General features: G+C 48.5%; 14 protein-coding genes. 6 read left to right on the top strand and 8 right to left on the bottom strand.

The window, feature by feature from the left end:
• Positions 1-8: 8 nt before the first annotated feature.
• The 4 genes from carA to MMIC_RS02040 form a co-directional block, all read right to left on the bottom strand.
• Entirely contained in the window at positions 9-1,124 is a 1,116-nt protein-coding gene (gene carA / locus MMIC_RS02025) for a glutamine-hydrolyzing carbamoyl-phosphate synthase small subunit (RefSeq protein ID WP_072658646.1), read from the bottom strand.
• A 71-nt stretch (positions 1,125-1,195) separates the two neighbouring features.
• Complete coding sequence (locus MMIC_RS02030; RefSeq protein WP_072658647.1) at positions 1,196-4,492, bottom strand: DEAD/DEAH box helicase; 3,297 nt, start codon at positions 4,490-4,492, stop codon at positions 1,196-1,198.
• Complete coding sequence (uvrB, locus tag MMIC_RS02035; protein WP_072658648.1) at positions 4,485-6,467, bottom strand: excinuclease ABC subunit UvrB; 1,983 nt, start codon at positions 6,465-6,467, stop codon at positions 4,485-4,487. The genes MMIC_RS02030 and uvrB overlap by 8 nt, the downstream gene beginning before the upstream one ends.
• A gap of 92 nt (positions 6,468-6,559) precedes the next feature.
• Positions 6,560-6,838: a hypothetical protein gene (locus MMIC_RS02040; protein ID WP_072658649.1), complete on the bottom strand. Its 279-nt coding sequence runs from the start codon at positions 6,836-6,838 to the stop codon at positions 6,560-6,562.
• Positions 6,839-7,363: 525 nt separating this feature from the next.
• Here MMIC_RS02040 and MMIC_RS02045 point away from each other — a divergent pair.
• The 3 genes from MMIC_RS02045 to MMIC_RS02055 all read left to right on the top strand — a co-directional run bounded on the left by MMIC_RS02045 (position 7,364) and on the right by MMIC_RS02055 (position 8,911).
• Positions 7,364-7,738, top strand: a complete 375-nt coding sequence (locus MMIC_RS02045) for a hypothetical protein (protein ID WP_072658650.1) — start codon at positions 7,364-7,366, stop codon at positions 7,736-7,738.
• 105 nt (positions 7,739-7,843) lie between these two features.
• Positions 7,844-8,476 (top strand): methyltransferase domain-containing protein, encoded by a 633-nt coding sequence (locus tag MMIC_RS02050; RefSeq protein WP_171966433.1) that lies wholly within the window; start codon positions 7,844-7,846, stop codon positions 8,474-8,476.
• A gap of 84 nt (positions 8,477-8,560) precedes the next feature.
• Entirely contained in the window at positions 8,561-8,911 is a 351-nt protein-coding gene (locus tag MMIC_RS02055; protein WP_072658652.1) for a DUF2200 domain-containing protein, read from the top strand.
• Positions 8,912-9,081: 170 nt separating this feature from the next.
• Here the strand turns inward: MMIC_RS02055 and trmB are convergent, their stop codons facing one another.
• Entirely contained in the window at positions 9,082-9,783 is a 702-nt protein-coding gene (gene trmB / locus MMIC_RS02060; RefSeq protein WP_072658653.1) for a tRNA (guanosine(46)-N7)-methyltransferase TrmB, read from the bottom strand.
• 118 nt (positions 9,784-9,901) lie between these two features.
• Here trmB and MMIC_RS02065 point away from each other — a divergent pair, with 118 nt between their 5' ends.
• The gene (locus MMIC_RS02065; RefSeq protein ID WP_072658654.1) at positions 9,902-10,231 is read left to right on the top strand and encodes a hypothetical protein; all 330 of its coding nucleotides are present in this window, start codon (positions 9,902-9,904) and stop codon (positions 10,229-10,231) included.
• 224 nt (positions 10,232-10,455) lie between these two features.
• A complete protein-coding gene (locus MMIC_RS02070; RefSeq protein ID WP_072658655.1) occupies positions 10,456-10,776 on the top strand; it encodes a heavy metal-binding domain-containing protein in 321 nt (106 codons plus the stop codon).
• A 23-nt stretch (positions 10,777-10,799) separates the two neighbouring features.
• On the opposite strand, the gene MMIC_RS02075 is transcribed toward MMIC_RS02070, so the two are convergent.
• The gene (locus MMIC_RS02075; protein ID WP_072658656.1) at positions 10,800-11,354 is read right to left on the bottom strand and encodes a DJ-1 family glyoxalase III; all 555 of its coding nucleotides are present in this window, start codon (positions 11,352-11,354) and stop codon (positions 10,800-10,802) included.
• The gene (locus tag MMIC_RS02080) at positions 11,347-12,306 is read right to left on the bottom strand and encodes an anthranilate phosphoribosyltransferase (protein WP_072658716.1); all 960 of its coding nucleotides are present in this window, start codon (positions 12,304-12,306) and stop codon (positions 11,347-11,349) included. The genes MMIC_RS02075 and MMIC_RS02080 overlap by 8 nt, the downstream gene beginning before the upstream one ends.
• Before the next feature lie 41 nt (positions 12,307-12,347).
• On the opposite strand from MMIC_RS02080, the gene MMIC_RS02085 reads away from it, so the two are divergent.
• Complete coding sequence (locus MMIC_RS02085; RefSeq protein ID WP_072658717.1) at positions 12,348-13,046, top strand: type 1 glutamine amidotransferase; 699 nt, start codon at positions 12,348-12,350, stop codon at positions 13,044-13,046.
• 374 nt (positions 13,047-13,420) lie between these two features.
• On the opposite strand, the gene MMIC_RS02090 is transcribed toward MMIC_RS02085, so the two are convergent.
• Positions 13,421-15,520, bottom strand: coding sequence for a hybrid sensor histidine kinase/response regulator (locus MMIC_RS02090; RefSeq protein WP_072658657.1), 2,100 nt, complete (start codon positions 15,518-15,520; stop codon positions 13,421-13,423).
• Positions 15,521-15,532 lie beyond the last annotated feature (12 nt).

Below are 15,532 nucleotides of genomic sequence, written 5' to 3' on the forward strand. Positions count from 1 at the left end.
CTCGATAGTCAGCTCTTGATGATCTCGGCAAATCGATCAAACAGATAGTCTGCATCCTGTGGGCCCGGACTGGCTTCCGGATGATACTGAACAGAAAAGATCGCTTTTTCCTTCACGCATAAACCTTCAACTGTCTCGTCAAACAGGGATCGATGTGTAATCTCAACATTTTCAGGAATGTTATCATCGGCAACGGCAAAGCCGTGGTTCTGACTGGTGATTTCAATCTTGCCTGTGGTCAGATCTTTCACCGGATGGTTCCCACCGCGATGACCGAATTTCAGTTTAAAGGTGGACAAACCCAGTGCCTGTGAAAGCAGCTGATGCCCCATGCAAATACCGAAGATCGGCACGTTGGAATCGAGCAGTTCACGAATGGTCTCCACGGCATAAGCAACAGCAGCCGGATCACCCGGTCCATTGGACAGGAAGATACCATCGGGATTCAAAGCCAGCACGGCAGTGGCCGGTGTTTGTGCAGGAACAACCGTCACATTCAAACCACGATCAGCAAGTTTACGGAAGATGTTGCGTTTACAGCCGAAATCGAAGGCAACGACATGTTTGTCGGATGCAGGTGAGTTGAAAGATGCGGCATCAAGATTATATGTGCCCTGCTGCCATTCACCTTTCTGCTTGCAGCTTACCTGACCAACCAGATCGCGCCCTTCCAGGCCATCCCAGGCTTTCGCCATGGCCACAGCATCTGCTTCGCTCATACCATCGGATGCAATGACACCATTCTGAGCGCCATGATCACGCAGATGACGAACCAGCGCGCGTGTATCAATATCTGCGATACCAACCACACTGTTATCGCTCAACCACGCTGCCAGATCTTTTTCAGCGCGATAATTCGATGTGATGCGGGCTGGAGCGCGCACAATACAACCGCGCACTGAAATCGCATCAGATTCCATATCGGTCTCATTGACGCCAACATTGCCAATATGCGGATAAGTGAAAGTGATAATCTGATCTGTATAGGATGGATCAGTAAGAATTTCCTGATAACCGGTCAGCGAAGTATTAAAGCAAACTTCACCGACGGTATTGCCGATGGCGCCCAATGCCTCGCCTCTGAAAATACGGCCATCCGCCAGTGCCAAAATCGCTTTCGCCATACTACGACCACCTCACAGTTATAACGCGCCGCAGGGTACGTAATTGCTTGTACAAAGTCGAGGCTGTTTCATCACGCCAGTGGCTTGAATAGTCCATCAATATCCTCTGCGGTCCATAACGGTGCTCTCGTAGCACCGCTATTTTGAATACCATTGGCCAGATCCCGTTTGCGATCCTGAAGTTCAAGTATCTTCTCTTCAACCGTACCTTCCGTGATCAGCTTATACACAAACACAGCCTTATCCTGCCCGATACGATGCGCACGGTCTGTCGCCTGTGCTTCAGCAGCCGGATTCCACCATGGATCAAAATGAATGACGGTATCGGCAGCTGTCAGATTCAATCCTACACCGCCGGCTTTCAGGCTGATGAGAAATAGCGGCACTTCTTCATTCTGGAAGCGCTCTATCGGTGTTTCACGATCCTTGGTTTGACCCGTCAGCTTCACATAATCGATATTTCGTTGCTGCATCTCAGCCTCGATCAGCGCCAGCATGGAGGTAAACTGAGAGAACAGCAGAACACGACGCCCCTCCTCAATCATTTCCGGCAACATATCGAGCAGCATCTCCAGCTTGGCTGATGCCGGTGGCTCCCCTTGCAAGCCATTCACCAATCTTGGATCACAACAGACCTGACGCATCTTCAACAGCGCATCAAGCACAACGATCTGGCTCTGTGCCAGCCCCATTGAGGTCACAGCATCGCGCACCCGTTTCTGCATGGCAAGACGAACACTTTCATACAATTCCCGCTGCTTATCCTCAAGCTCAGTACTACGGATAATCTCTGTCTTGGCTGGCAATTCGAGTGCCACCTGTTCTTTGGAGCGCCTGAGCAGGAATGGCCTGATGCGTGTATTGAGTGTCTCCTGACGTGCCACATCCGCTTCAATCTCAATGGGTTTGCGGAACATGCGAGTGAAGCCGCGTTGATCAAACAGATAACCCGGCATAAGAAAATCAAACTGAGCCCACAATTCTCCCAGATGATTTTCCATCGGTGTACCGGTCATACAAAGCTTGTGCTCAGCCTGCAGTTTCCTCACCAGTTGCGAAGCTTTGGCGCGCGGATTCTTGATATACTGCGCTTCATCGAGAATCAACATATACCACGGCTGTTCAACCAAAACCTCGAAATCGCGTGCCAGCAATGGATAGGTGGTCAATACCAGATCAAAATCTGCCAGCTTCTTGAAATGCTGAGCACGTGTCGGACCGTGTACCACCAGCACTTTCAGATCCGGTGTAAACTTTTCAGCCTCGCGACGCCAGTTATGCATCAGACTTGTCGGTGCAATCACCAGAGCCGGATGAACCAGCCTGCCCTGCTCTTTCTCAGTCAGAACATGGGCCAGCGCCTGCACCGTTTTACCGAGTCCCATGTCATCAGCCAGGATACCTGCAAGTTTCATCTGCAACAGAAACTGCATCCAACTCAAACCTTCACGCTGATAATCGCGCAGTTCAGCCTTCAGTCCTTTTGGAGGCTCGGATTCCGGCACTGAAGTGATGTCGGCCAGAGCGCGCATATGTTGCAACCAGGCGCTACTGCTGATCTGAACATGTGTATCAGACTGGCTGATGCTCTCTTCCAGCGCCAGCATCTGCGGAGCACTGAGCACAGGGGTTTCCGCAGCACCACCGGCAAATACATCAAGCATAAAATGCAGAATACTGGCAATCATTTCGCCCGGCGCTGAAAGCAAACGTCCATCCGCCAGCGGTAGAGGAATATTCTGCTTCTCCTTGATAGCCGCCAGTGACTCTTTCTTGAGCAGATCAGGATGAGAGCCAACCCAACCGGCAAGTGCTGCAATGAGGTCCACCTCTTCCCCGTCTTCCAGAGTCACCATGAAACTGGCCTGCCCCATCAAGCCAGAACCTCCGGACGAAGGACTTTCATCCAGATCCAATTGCCAGGCTGCCGCCTGTGCCACTTTGAAAGAGAAGTTATCGTTTATATCGACAATAAAACCGGCCTCTTTTAACAGCGGCACCTCATACAATACCCAGTCCGGCCAATAGCTTTCATCTTCAAGGGTAAACATCTGTTGCTCGAAATCGAACAGTTCAGCCAGTTTATCTTCCAGCATCGGATAGAGACCGGCACGCCCCAGTGCTTCAATAGCTGCTGATTCAGTGACATGGTCACGTTTATAATCAATTACCTTGTCACCACGAATCACCCGCGTTGATGTGGCATCCGGCCTGTACGGCACCTGTCTGCCATCATAATCGAACCATAACTCGACCAGATGACACTGATCAGGTGTACGATAACCCCATCGATGTGACAGTTTCTTGGAACTCAGCTTGATCAGTACGATCGGTTTCACATCACGATAATCATGTTTCAGCCGCACTGGCCCCGGCACATCATCAGGAAGCTGTTTATTGACAGCTTCTACTACCGCATCGGAGCAATCCAGTTCAACAGCAGGAATATTGAGCAGGATTTCCGCAACATCGGATGGCTGACCCGTCTCAACCACGCCAGCCATCGCCTGAGCGGTATCGATATACCATGGTGGCGACGTGGGTACGATTTTCTCATCCTGCTGCATGAGCAGGCTTAAATGCTGATCACCGCGACTGTTCAACTGCCACTGCCAGTTGCCGCTGCGTTTATCACTGCGCTTAAGCGGTGGATTATCCTTGCTTTGCCAGTGGCAGCGGCCGCTGGCTACGATGCGTTTGAGAACACTTAAACCTTCCGGCCCCTTGATGCGATAGCCGTGCAGTGAGGAAAGGGAACGATCAGTCGCCACATCCCTGAGGATTTTTTCGTCGGCAGACAGAACATATTGTGGCACCGGATAATTGAGGATATTGGAAGGATCATAGGAAACAGCCTTACCATAACCGCCTGATTTCAGGATGCGGGCAGAGAGCAAATTCAGGCGCACATCCTGGTCGCCATCTGGCTCAAGCATAAACAGTAAACGTTGTTTCACACTGTCCGGGTATTCATTAACCGGGGTAGAGCCATCTTTGACATTTTCCAGCGCGCCCAGCCATTGACCAAATGCAAACATGCCCGCAGCCGGGGCAACTGCTGCTGCTTCCTCTTCATCTTCATCCTGCTCTTCCATCCAGGCATAAAGCGTGGCCGCAACATGTTTGCAATCCGAGGCCATCGGGCAGGTGCAGGAACCGGAAGCATACTCTTCCGCTTCGAATTTAACCTCCACCTGCAGTGGAACCCGATCTTCACCGCGAACACTGGCAGACAACAAACCCTGAGATTGATCAAAATCGAGATCATTGACTCTACCCTGCTCAAACAGTTCATGTCCTTTATCCGCCACAGGCCCATCAAGCCATGCTTCAATCTGGCTATCGCTTAACTCGGGTATTTCAGTCATCAATCGACTGCTCCTTTAATTTCAATATTTCATCACGATGTTGCGCAGCATCTTCAAAACGCAGATCGGCCGCTGCTTCCACCATCAAGCGTTCAAGCTCGGACAGCCTGCGTGCTCGCTCAGCCCAACTAACCGGCTCAGGCTCTGCAACCTCAGGAATATGTCCGTAATCCATCTCATAGACCGAACCAAGAATATCCTTGATTTCGGACTTCACAGTTTCCGGCGTAATACCGTGCTCGGCATTATACGCCAATTGTTTAACACGTCTGCGTTCAGTCTCACCCATGGCAAGCTGCATCGACCTGGTCATCTTATCGGCATACAGAATGACATAACCCTCAGCATTGCGTGCTGCCCGGCCTATGGTCTGGGTGAGTGAACGCTCTGAACGTAAAAAGCCCTCTTTATCTGCATCAAAAATAGCCACCAGTGCAACTTCCGGCAGATCAAGACCCTCTCGCAGCAGATTAATGCCAATGAGTACATCAAACACCCCGAGTCGCAGATCACGCAGAATCTCCATGCGCTCAACCGTATCGATATCCGAATGCAGATAACGCACCTTCATATCGAGATTGTTCAGGTATTCGCTCAAATCTTCTGCCATACGTTTGGTCAGGCAGGTCGCCAGCACTCTGAAGCCGCGCCCGATAACCGCATTGGCTTCCGAAACAAAATCATCCACCTGCGTGGTTGCAGGACGCACCTCAACCAGCGGATCTACCAGACCTGTCGGGCGAATAATCTGTTCAACAAACAACCCTTCGCATTTCTCCATCTCATAACTGCCCGGTGTCGCCGAAACATAAATCGCCTGCGGCACTACCGCTTCAAACTCGTGGAATTGCAGTGGCCTGTTATCCAGCGCCGATGGCAGGCGAAACCCGAAATCAACCAGCGTCTGTTTGCGTGAGCGGTCACCTTTGAACATGCCCCCGATCTGGGGAACCGTGACATGCGACTCGTCCATCATCACCAGCGCGTTATTGGGCAGGTAATCCAGCAGCGTCGGTGGTGCTTCTCCCGCTTCTCTGCCGGTAAGATGCCGGGAATAGTTCTCCACACCAGTGCAGTATCCTACTTCCTGAATCATTTCCAGATCATAGATCGTACGTTGTTCCAGTCTTTGCGCTTCCACCAGTTTATTCTGCACATGCAGCTCGGCCAGTCTCTCTGCCAATTCAGCCTTGATTGTATCCATGGCGGACACCATTGAATCACGTGACATCACAAAATGGCTTTTCGGGAACACCGTATACTTATGCAGACTTTCAATGGACTTTCCGGTTAAGGGATCAAAGCGGGAAATCGCATCAATTTCATCGCCAAAAAACTCTATACGAATGGCAAAATCTTCAGCATGGGCCGGATACACTTCCAGCACATCACCGCGCAGACGGAATGTGCCGCGATGAAAGTCCATCTCATTGCGTTGATATTGCAGCTCAACGAGTTTATTTACCGCAGCGCGCTGATCCACCTCCCTGCCCACTTCGAAATAGAGCAGCATACCTGCATAGGCTTCAGGACTTCCAAGGCCGTAAATACATGAAACAGAGGCAACAATGATGACATCTTCGCGCTCCAGCATGGCACGTGTTGCCGAATGCCGCATACGGTCGATATGCTCATTGATCGATGAATCCTTCTCGATAAATGTATCACTCGAAGGTACATAGGCTTCAGGCTGATAATAGTCGTAATACGATACGAAATATTCCACTGCATTGTCTGGAAAAAACTGCTTGAACTCACCGTACAACTGCGCTGCCAGTGTTTTATTCGGTGCCATTATCAGTGTGGGTTTCTGGGTGCGTTGAATCACACAGGCCATGGAATACGTCTTACCTGAACCGGTAACACCCAACAGCGTCTGATGACGCATTCCCTGCTGCACACCCTGTACCAATTCAGTAATTGCCTGCGGCTGATCACCACGTGGTTCGAAGTCTCCGCTAAGTTCAAAACGCATCAGGCAATTGTAACCCCGAAGATAGAGGATGCCAGTGTCAGTTTTACATCATCAAAAAAAGAGGCCTTGCAATGCAGAGCCTCTCACAAATTTTAATAAAATGGCCACCATCTGGGCTGGTTATTATCTACCGGGGGATGGTTCCTGTTTTCAGGACGACGCACATCTCTGGTATCTACTCCATTACGCTCATAGGCACCCCTGTCACCCTTGTATTCACTGCGGGCATCACTACGATCATCACTGCTTTTGTCATCTTTACTGCGACTGTCGCTGCTCTTGCTGTCATTACTCTTTGAATCAGCCATGGCCGGTGCCGCATTCAACGACAGTGCAAAAAACATAGCCAAGGCTATTGAAAATAGTTTCATTGTATCTCCTCCTTCGTGTTCAATTAAAAACAGCAGCCATCGTGGCAATTCCATCTTTGATAGCCGTGATACTCATCATATATTTGAATACGGCAACACCTCAAATCCCACCGCTGGTGCAATGGTTACGCCTTCACGTAACGCAGGAACTGGCTCCGTAGCCCGAAATCTCCGGCAAGTTCAAAACAGATCGCGAAACCATAATTCCGACTGAACGAGATACCAGCTTCCAGTTCGCTGGTCGAACATCAGGCAGGCAGAACCTCTTTCGCAAAAAATGCAATCTTCGTCTACACTACCCTTGGGATGGCGGGATGACTGAAGGTATATTGATTTCCCGAATTAAATATACCGATCCTTAACAAGGGTGGACCAATATACCACTTGAGAAGACCATTAAATTCAGCCTGTTACGAAAGTCTGAATTAACATCCGTCCGGAATTGCCGCGAAATGGAGGGGAATCATGCAAATAACCCGACAAAAAGATACGTGCGTATATTAATAAGTTATGTGAGGAAAAAACATGGATGAATCATCCCTAGCTACAAAAATAGCATCGCAGGTGGTATCCGATACAAAATTCTGGATAGCCATCATCGGTATTGTCGGTGGTATTGTTGGTTCATTACTCACTTTGTTAGGGAATATCTTTCTTCACAAATTAAAAGAGAAACCCCAAAAAGAACTGGATGAAAAAAGAAAAATCACTTTGAAGATGATGCTAGAAGATGATCGGTTCCCCGAAAAATGGAGAAATATCAATACACTTTCTGCAGTAATCGGGGCAAGCAAAGAAGAAACAAAGCGGCTTTTGGTTGGAATAGATGCTCGAGGTTCTGAAAAAGCAGACGGCAAATGGGGGTTGATTAAATACCACCCATTTCCGACTCAAAAATGAGAAAAACGCATAACAAATCGCTCGTGTGGAACGCTTCACCGCGATGCGGCTCGCGCCCCACAGCTTGAGCGTTAGGCGAGTCGCAATACGATGGGCGCAAGCACTATGAATATTGAGGAATCCTTCTTCTCCATTTCGTGGTTCTTTTCAGCTTGGGTAAGGTTGATGGAGTACCACACCAGAAAGAAGGAGGTCTTGGATTCTGCGCGCCTCGGACCGAGAAGACTTATTATCTCCCCGCCCACCGATGCCGGCATACCGCTGCTCGTGCAGGCGAATGCCCAAGGCACGACGGAGCTTCTATGCTTCTCAGACAGGAACGAACGAAAAGCAAGAAACTATAGCAAGAAAAAGAGAATGGATGCGCTTACTACGCAAGTGAAGCCATTCTTTAAGATTCCGGCTGCCGATAATACTGTGTCCGTCGTGTACGCGAATTGTTTCTTCGACTTTTGTGTTGATGTGGATTTCAATTCGATTATCCAGGAGATTTGGCGCGTACTTGAGCCTGGCGGGGTTCTATTTGCAGTGTACATGGCTCCTCCGTCCGGATACCGGGAGCGCGGTTGGGAATGGACTTTTGCTCGGTTTCGCTTTCTGAGTCATGGCTGCCATCCAGTTACAATTGTGCCACATCTCATTCAAGGCGGCATGCAAATCCTGAAAGATATACCTGCTGTCAAGTTGGGATTCCCGATTCGTTACACAGTATCGGAGAAACCCGTCCATGTCGTCTAACAAAGTGTTCCATTTGACCACTCTGACGCTGCGCTCCTTTGCGGCAAGTGAGCACAAGCGTTAGCACACTCAGGAGCTGAAGAGATGTCCGATCACAAAATTTTCTCTATGGCATTTTCAAAAATATATTCTCTCTATGTTCAAAAAGCTGAGAAGAAGAGCAGAACAGAAGAGGAAGTCATCCAAATCATTTGTTGGCTCACTGGTTATAACTCTGATGGCCTGGCGAATCAGGTTGGCAGCGAGAATGACTTAGCCACATTCTTTGCCGAGGCGCCGGCAATGAATCCCAACGCATCTCTTATTAAGGGCGTTGTTTGTGGAGTTCGTGTTGAAGAGGTCGAAGACCCTCTGATGCGCAAAATTCGATACCTCGACAAGTTGATTGATGAGCTTGCCAAGGGAAAAGCTATGGAAAAGATTTTGCGGTCATGAATTGGCGCAGGATTCCAAGTGCTACCAAGTTAATTAACTTTGCGCCTACGACGCCGGACGCGGCAAAGCTGCGCCGGTTATTAAGGCGTTAGTTCCCAAAGCAGAAATTGGCTCAGAAACTGTTTCGCGGATTTTGATCGCGGTTGTCTGCCATTCAAAAGCTATACAGTTCAATCCTTAACATAGTGTAAGAACTGGCTGATGCGTCCGGCTTTGATGCCGCGCTGTTCAAACTTGGTTTCAGGACGATCGGCATCGCGCTCGATATAGCCACCCACACCAGCGACATTGGTCAGCCCCGGAGTGGCATCGAGAATATCGCGCATCCACTCAGCCAGATCGGCCTTGTCAGAAGCAAGTTTGATAAACCCGCCCGGTTTCAGGCGTGTTACCATCAGCTCGGCAAAATCCTTCTGAATGATGCGACGCTTGTGATGGCGTGCTTTCGGCCACGGATCAGGATGATTGATAAAAATACCATCGAGCTGTTCTCCAGCCACCTGATTGGTGAGTACAAACTGGGCCGGCAACTGGGTAATACGGCAACGCTCTATCTCACCTGCATCTTCGAGTCGGGCCACGGCCTTGGCAACACCCGGCAGATAAATTTCCACACCGATGAGCATCCAGTCCGGATGGTTTTTAGCCAGGTGTACGAGAAAATCACCATTGCCAAAACCGATCTCCATTACAACCGGAGCGCCTTCCTTCAGATCTGCTTCAGCCAGTGTTTTATCTTTAGGCAATCCGATCAAAGGCAGCCACTTGAGCAGGCGCGCCTCCTGACCGTCGGTCACAAAACCATTTTTGCGCCCGTGCGTGCGCATCTCATGTTGAATAAACTGATCACGGAACTCTTTGGATAATCGCATATGGCAATGCTACGAGATAAAAGTCGATAGCCAACAGAAAACTGTCACTGTTACTTTGTCGAGAGCTGGTTAACATGCTCTCATCAACCATCAGAAACAGCTGTATTCAGGAGATTATATGTTACGTAAAACCATTTTCGCATCACTGCTGGCACTACTGCCACTGACCGGGCAGGCCATGGCAGGTGAATATGTTTACACAATTGACCACGGCACTCCGGGTGTGATTGCCAGTGAAAGTAAAATGGCGCGTCTTGTTCTGGTTGGCTCAGGCAACTGCGCTGCCATCCCTTATGAGGTGATTGCCGATGGCGTTAAATCACTCAGTGGCTCCCTGAACCTGAGCAAAACACTTTCGCTGCCGCTGGACTTCACCACTGTGACACTCTCTTGCACAAGGGAAGGTGTAAAAGCTGCAATCAATCAAAAGAGCAAAAGCCTGTTCTGATCACTAACAGCTTCTTAATGGGACACCAGTTCCATCAAAAACATCAGAGCAACCATGATCAGTAACCCTATGATAATCTGCATACGTTCAAACCATGTTCTCTGCATGATTCACCTCGGTTATTATTAGCTACGGCTAATCTAATACAACAGAGTGACAGGCTTGTGACATGTGGAAATCCGGGATGCAGAATGGACGTTAAGTAGTAAAACAGGAGGAATCAGATGTTATTAAGTACAACCCCTACTATTGAAGGCAATACTATCAGCAATTACAAAGGTGTAGTTGTCGGTGAAGCGATTCTCGGTGCCAATATTTTTCGCGATATGTTTGCAGGTATTCGCGATATCGTTGGTGGCCGCTCGGGCGCATACGAAAAGGAACTCGCTAAAGCCCGTGAAATCGCTTTTGGTGAAATGCAGGAGAGTGCAAGCGAACTGGGAGCCAATGCCATCGTCGGCATTGATATTGATTACGAAGTGATCGGTAAAGACGGCAGTATGATGATGGTCAGTGTCAGCGGCACCGCAGTAACCCTAGGCTAGGAGGGGAAGCATCCCCTCTTAACTCAGGCGACGATGGAGTCGCGGATTTCGAATGTCTTACCCTCACCACATAACCGGGCAATCAGCCGCAGGCCAAATTCCACTGCGGTACCAGCCCCCCGGCTGGTGATCAGGAAATCATCCTCCACCACTGCATCATCGACATAAACCGAAGAGGGCTGCAACTGTTCCATCTCGCCTCTGCATGCCGGATATGAGGTCACCCGTTTTCCCTCGGTAATACCGTAAGCCGCCAGCGCTGTGGGTGCAGCGCATATGGCTGCAATCGATCTGGATTCAGCTCTCAAGCGTTCTACCACTGCCTGCACATTGGCATCATCACGCAGCAGGTGCGCGTTCGGTAAACCTCCCGGTAATACCACCATATCCCACTCCTGATGCATCACATCAGCCAGTATAGCATCGGCGGCGATGACAATATTCGATCGCCCGGTGACCGTGCTGCCATCAAGGCTTGCTGTGGTGACCTCAATATCGGCACGTCTGAGCAGATCTACCACAGCAACAAATTCGATCTCTTCTACTCCGGTGGTAAATGGAACCAGAACTCTACTCATGTTTCATCTCCTCTTCTCTCCAGTCGGCTGGCATAACACCCGTTGCAGCCCAGGAGAATGCTTCATCCATACGCTGCACTACGGCACACTCCCTGTCGCTGAGTACGTCATTCAACATGCTCACGGACTGTTCAGTAAGTGTCTGAACATCCATGGGCAATCGCGGATAGTAATCTAAACCTGATGCAGGAAATGTCAGCCGGGTCACCAATTTACCCTGTTGTTTCACTATCACTTTCTGACGATCTGCATACAGTTCCGGCTCACCTTCTGCCCCCATGAATATCAACGCACGAAGCTGCCCCAGAAGTCCGTTAGCCTCAGCCATATAATCGGCATAGGGGGTATGAAAAAAACCATTGAGCTGCCCTTCACAGCCCATCGGATTGAGCAGGCGAGTCACGGTGTTCACGAAAGAGCGTACTCCCAGTCTGGACCTTAAGCTGTAAATACGAAACAGATCAGGACTAAGATCGGACAGGTCGGCATAAACAATACCATCGCGCTGTATCAGCTGAGCAGCTTCAACAAGGTTGCCCGCCCTGTTTATCCCTGCCCGCTGCAGCACCTGCCAGGCAGTTACCCGCCCTTCAATCTGATCTACCCCGTGAACAAACACCGGAATACCCGCATCACGTGCTTTCAGTGCTGCTGCCAAATAAGCATGTCCAGCCCTGCGTTTGCCTGCATAACAGGGCAGATCAACTGCACCTTTCAGCACATCTACTTTACCGTATCCGGCAATCGTCGCACGAGCCGCTTCGACAAAACCGGCCAATTCACCGCTGGTTTCACCCTTCATGCGCTGGGCAATCAGAAATGCACCCAACTGCAGCTCATCGGCATCAGGAGAAAGAAGCTGTTCAAACACCAGCCTGGCTTCATCCCGGCTCAGGTTTTCTGAACCGTGTTTGCCGCGCGCAACGCGTTTAATCAGGGGTGAAATATCCATGGCCGACTTGTACCACATTGTATGTCCGCTATGCTAGTCACATGAACTTCCTGATCCTTCAACACCTGGACATCGAACCGCCCGCCCTGATCGGCGAGTCCATCGAAGCAGTTGGCCACCATCTGACTACACTCAATCTGGATCAGGGTGATGCTTTGCCAGCATCTGATAGTGATTATGACGGTTTGATTATTATGGGCGGTCCACAATCGGCCAATGACAATTCCGACTATATCCGTGCGGAACTGAACTGGATCAACACGGCGATCAGCAAGGGCACCCCGCTGTTAGGCATTTGCCTCGGTGCCCAGATCATCGCCAAAGCTGCCGGTGCAGAAGTGGTCGATTCACCGGTTCGTGAACTGGGCTGGTTTCCGGTCTATCACACGAACGAAGGAGAAAATGACCCTCTGTTCAAAGAGATGCCGGATGGCATGGCTGTATTCCAGTGGCATGGTGAAACCTTCTCATTTACCGATGAGATGACACCTGTAGTTACCCATCCCGAAGTGCCAGCTCAGGCATTTCGTCTGAACAAAGCCCAATACGGGCTTCAATTCCATGTCGAGGTGACTGAAGCCATTATAGAAACATGGATTGCACATGGTGAGAGCGAGCGCAATCATCTTGGTATCGGAGGTATCCAACTGCTGCACAAGGATACGGCACTATATCTGGAAACCATGCAGCAATTCTGCAGGCAGATGGTCAGCAACTGGCTTACAGAGATTTCCACTTAAACAATCAGACCAATCATCAGCAAGGTGGCAACATTGCCGCCCACCCTGACTACGGATTCATTCAGTTTCGCTAGTATCATTGTATAGTCTCCACAAAGTATCCTAGGCCACTGAAGCCTTGTGCACCTCCGGTTTTTTGCCTCATTATCCCCTACTGAAAGCCCATTTTATTTGCTTTGAGGATTATATAGTCAAACCTGAATCGCGTAGTATGTACTTCGCCATTAGCTATGCTGTATTTATTCAATATGCCTTTGAATAGAGAGAGACCGAGCAACAGGATTATTTAGAAAATTCAAGATATCTCTTTAGAGAGGCAGGATAGTTTGCTTGGGTTAACAGTACACTTCGTGGCTAACCAAATTAGCTTAATTTCAGTCCAATTTATCACTAATCAATCTTGCCAGGTCATAAACCTCATATGGTTTGGTTAATACCGTTTCGATATCAGCCATGCCATGTGACTCTAGCACTTTGGATTTGTCATACCCTGTGGTGAAAATACATTTTATTTCCGGGCTAATCTTCCGAATCTCCAATAACGTTTCAACCCCGCCCAGTTCAGGCATCACTACATCGAGAATCAAAAGTTTGATTTTATACTGATGGGTTAAAAAGGCTGTGATTGCCTCGCGTCCATTGCTTGCAACAATGATATTGTATTTCAGACTTTCCAGTATCTCGCGTACGGTATTGATGAGATCATTATCATCATCAACCAGCAAAATAGTTTCTCCTTTACCCTCATGGATATCCTCTGTGATGTGAATTGGAGTTACGGTTTCATCTGTGCCCTCAGTAATCAGCGGAAGATAGATCTCAAAGCTGGTCCCATCACTTCGACTGGACTGCAGCTCAATAATCCCCTTATGAGATTGAACAGTCCCATATACCATTGAGAGACCAAGTCCGGTTCCTTTTCCCACTTCTTTGGTGGTAAAGAATGGTTCGAAGACGCGTTCTAGGTTATCGGCATCAATACCAGGGCCATTATCAGCAATGGTAATCAATGCAAATTCAGTGTGTTCAGCTTCCGGGTTTCTATCTTGAAATAGTTTGTCAGCGACATATTTCTTTAACGTTATTGAAATGATCGGCTTTTCTTTGCCTACAAGTGCATCACGTGCGTTATTAACCAGATTGAATAACATCTGTTGCAATTGATTGGCATCTGCATACACATACATTGCTTCTTCGCTGACTGAATAGTTTAGTGTGATGTTTTCAGGAATGGATACTTCATGTAATTTCACTGTTTCCTTGATAAATGAAGGTAAATACAGCTGCTGTTTAGTGGTAATATTTTTCCGTGAAAAAGCCATCAACTGCTTAATCATCTCGGATGCCCTTGTAGCAAGGGTTTCAATGACCTCAGCCTTAGCAAAGATGTTGGGTTGATCTGAGGCTCTTTTTTTAATCAGGTAAAGGTTGCCGATAATACCTGCCAGTGTGTTATTAAAATCATGTGCGATACCACCAACCAGAGTACCGATTGCCTCCATTTTTTGTGATTGCTGTAACCGTTCCTCTAACTCTTCATATTCCTGAAGGTTCTGTTGCAAGCCTATAAAGTGACTGATTCTTCCATCCTCATCGAAGATCGGTGAGATATTTAGGATAGCGGGAAATACAGAGCCATCTTTGCGTTTGTCCACAATCCTTCCTTGCCAGGTTTCACCCTTTTTGATGGTTGTCCACATCTCACGATAGAAGCGGCGATTCTGTTCACCGCTGTTAAGTATTCTCGGATTGACGCCAATCACCTCATCTACTGTATAGCCGGTGATAGTACAAAAGGCTGGGTTCACATATTCGATAATGCCTTCACAGTCAGTGATAATGATCGATTCGCCTGCCTGCTCAATAGCCTGGGATAGTTTACGAATCTTCTCATTGGCTTTTTTCTGTTCACTCAAATCACGAATAAAAGCAGTAAACTGCGGATACTCATCCGTTTCGATTACAATAAGGGATAGCTCAATAGGAAATTCACGGCCATCCTTGTGCAATGCGGTTGTTTCAATTCTCTTTCCCAGCAAGGGAGCTTTGCCGCTTTGAAGGTAATGCACTATACCTTTGCAGTGCTTCTCACGAAACCTTTCAGGTATAATAGTTTCAGAGAGTCTTTTACCAATGACTTCTTGGGCATTGAACCCGAAAGTATTTTCAGCAGCGATATTAAATGAAACAATATGTTCTTCATGATCAATGGTGATGATACTGTCCAGAGCCATGCTAACTGATTCCTTCATTCGAGCTTCAGCTCTTTGAGCATCTGCTTCAGCTCTCCTTTTATTGCTGACAGCTCTTACAAGAAGCCAGCCTATAATCATCGCGAGAAGTAGTGAAATAAGACTCCAGAGGATAATAATACCTCTAGTGTTGGCCAGCATAGCATCGAGCTCAGCTCGAGAATCGAAGGAAATAATTTTCCAGACATTAGAGCGCTGCACAGAGGATTGGTATTCAGGCAAAGTTCTCTCCGA

The organism is Mariprofundus micogutta, from assembly GCF_001895085.1.
GTDB lineage: Bacteria > Pseudomonadota > Zetaproteobacteria > Mariprofundales > Mariprofundaceae > Mariprofundus > Mariprofundus micogutta.

Excerpts from the sequence above, each read along its gene's own strand:
- carA (WP_072658646.1), bottom strand. The coding sequence starts at position 1,124 with ATGGCGAAAGCGATTTTGGCACTGGCGGATGGCCGTATTTTCAGAGGC.
- MMIC_RS02030 (WP_072658647.1), bottom strand. The coding sequence starts at position 4,492 with ATGACTGAAATACCCGAGTTAAGCGATAGCCAGATTGAAGCATGGCTT.
- uvrB (WP_072658648.1), bottom strand. The coding sequence starts at position 6,467 with ATGCGTTTTGAACTTAGCGGAGACTTCGAACCACGTGGTGATCAGCCG.
- MMIC_RS02040 (WP_072658649.1), bottom strand. The coding sequence starts at position 6,838 with ATGAAACTATTTTCAATAGCCTTGGCTATGTTTTTTGCACTGTCGTTG.
- MMIC_RS02045 (WP_072658650.1), top strand. The coding sequence starts at position 7,364 with ATGGATGAATCATCCCTAGCTACAAAAATAGCATCGCAGGTGGTATCC.
- MMIC_RS02050 (WP_171966433.1), top strand. The coding sequence starts at position 7,844 with ATGAATATTGAGGAATCCTTCTTCTCCATTTCGTGGTTCTTTTCAGCT.
- MMIC_RS02055 (WP_072658652.1), top strand. The coding sequence starts at position 8,561 with ATGTCCGATCACAAAATTTTCTCTATGGCATTTTCAAAAATATATTCT.
- trmB (WP_072658653.1), bottom strand. The coding sequence starts at position 9,783 with ATGCGATTATCCAAAGAGTTCCGTGATCAGTTTATTCAACATGAGATG.
- MMIC_RS02065 (WP_072658654.1), top strand. The coding sequence starts at position 9,902 with ATGTTACGTAAAACCATTTTCGCATCACTGCTGGCACTACTGCCACTG.
- MMIC_RS02070 (WP_072658655.1), top strand. The coding sequence starts at position 10,456 with ATGTTATTAAGTACAACCCCTACTATTGAAGGCAATACTATCAGCAAT.
- MMIC_RS02075 (WP_072658656.1), bottom strand. The coding sequence starts at position 11,354 with ATGAGTAGAGTTCTGGTTCCATTTACCACCGGAGTAGAAGAGATCGAA.
- MMIC_RS02080 (WP_072658716.1), bottom strand. The coding sequence starts at position 12,306 with ATGGATATTTCACCCCTGATTAAACGCGTTGCGCGCGGCAAACACGGT.
- MMIC_RS02085 (WP_072658717.1), top strand. The coding sequence starts at position 12,348 with ATGAACTTCCTGATCCTTCAACACCTGGACATCGAACCGCCCGCCCTG.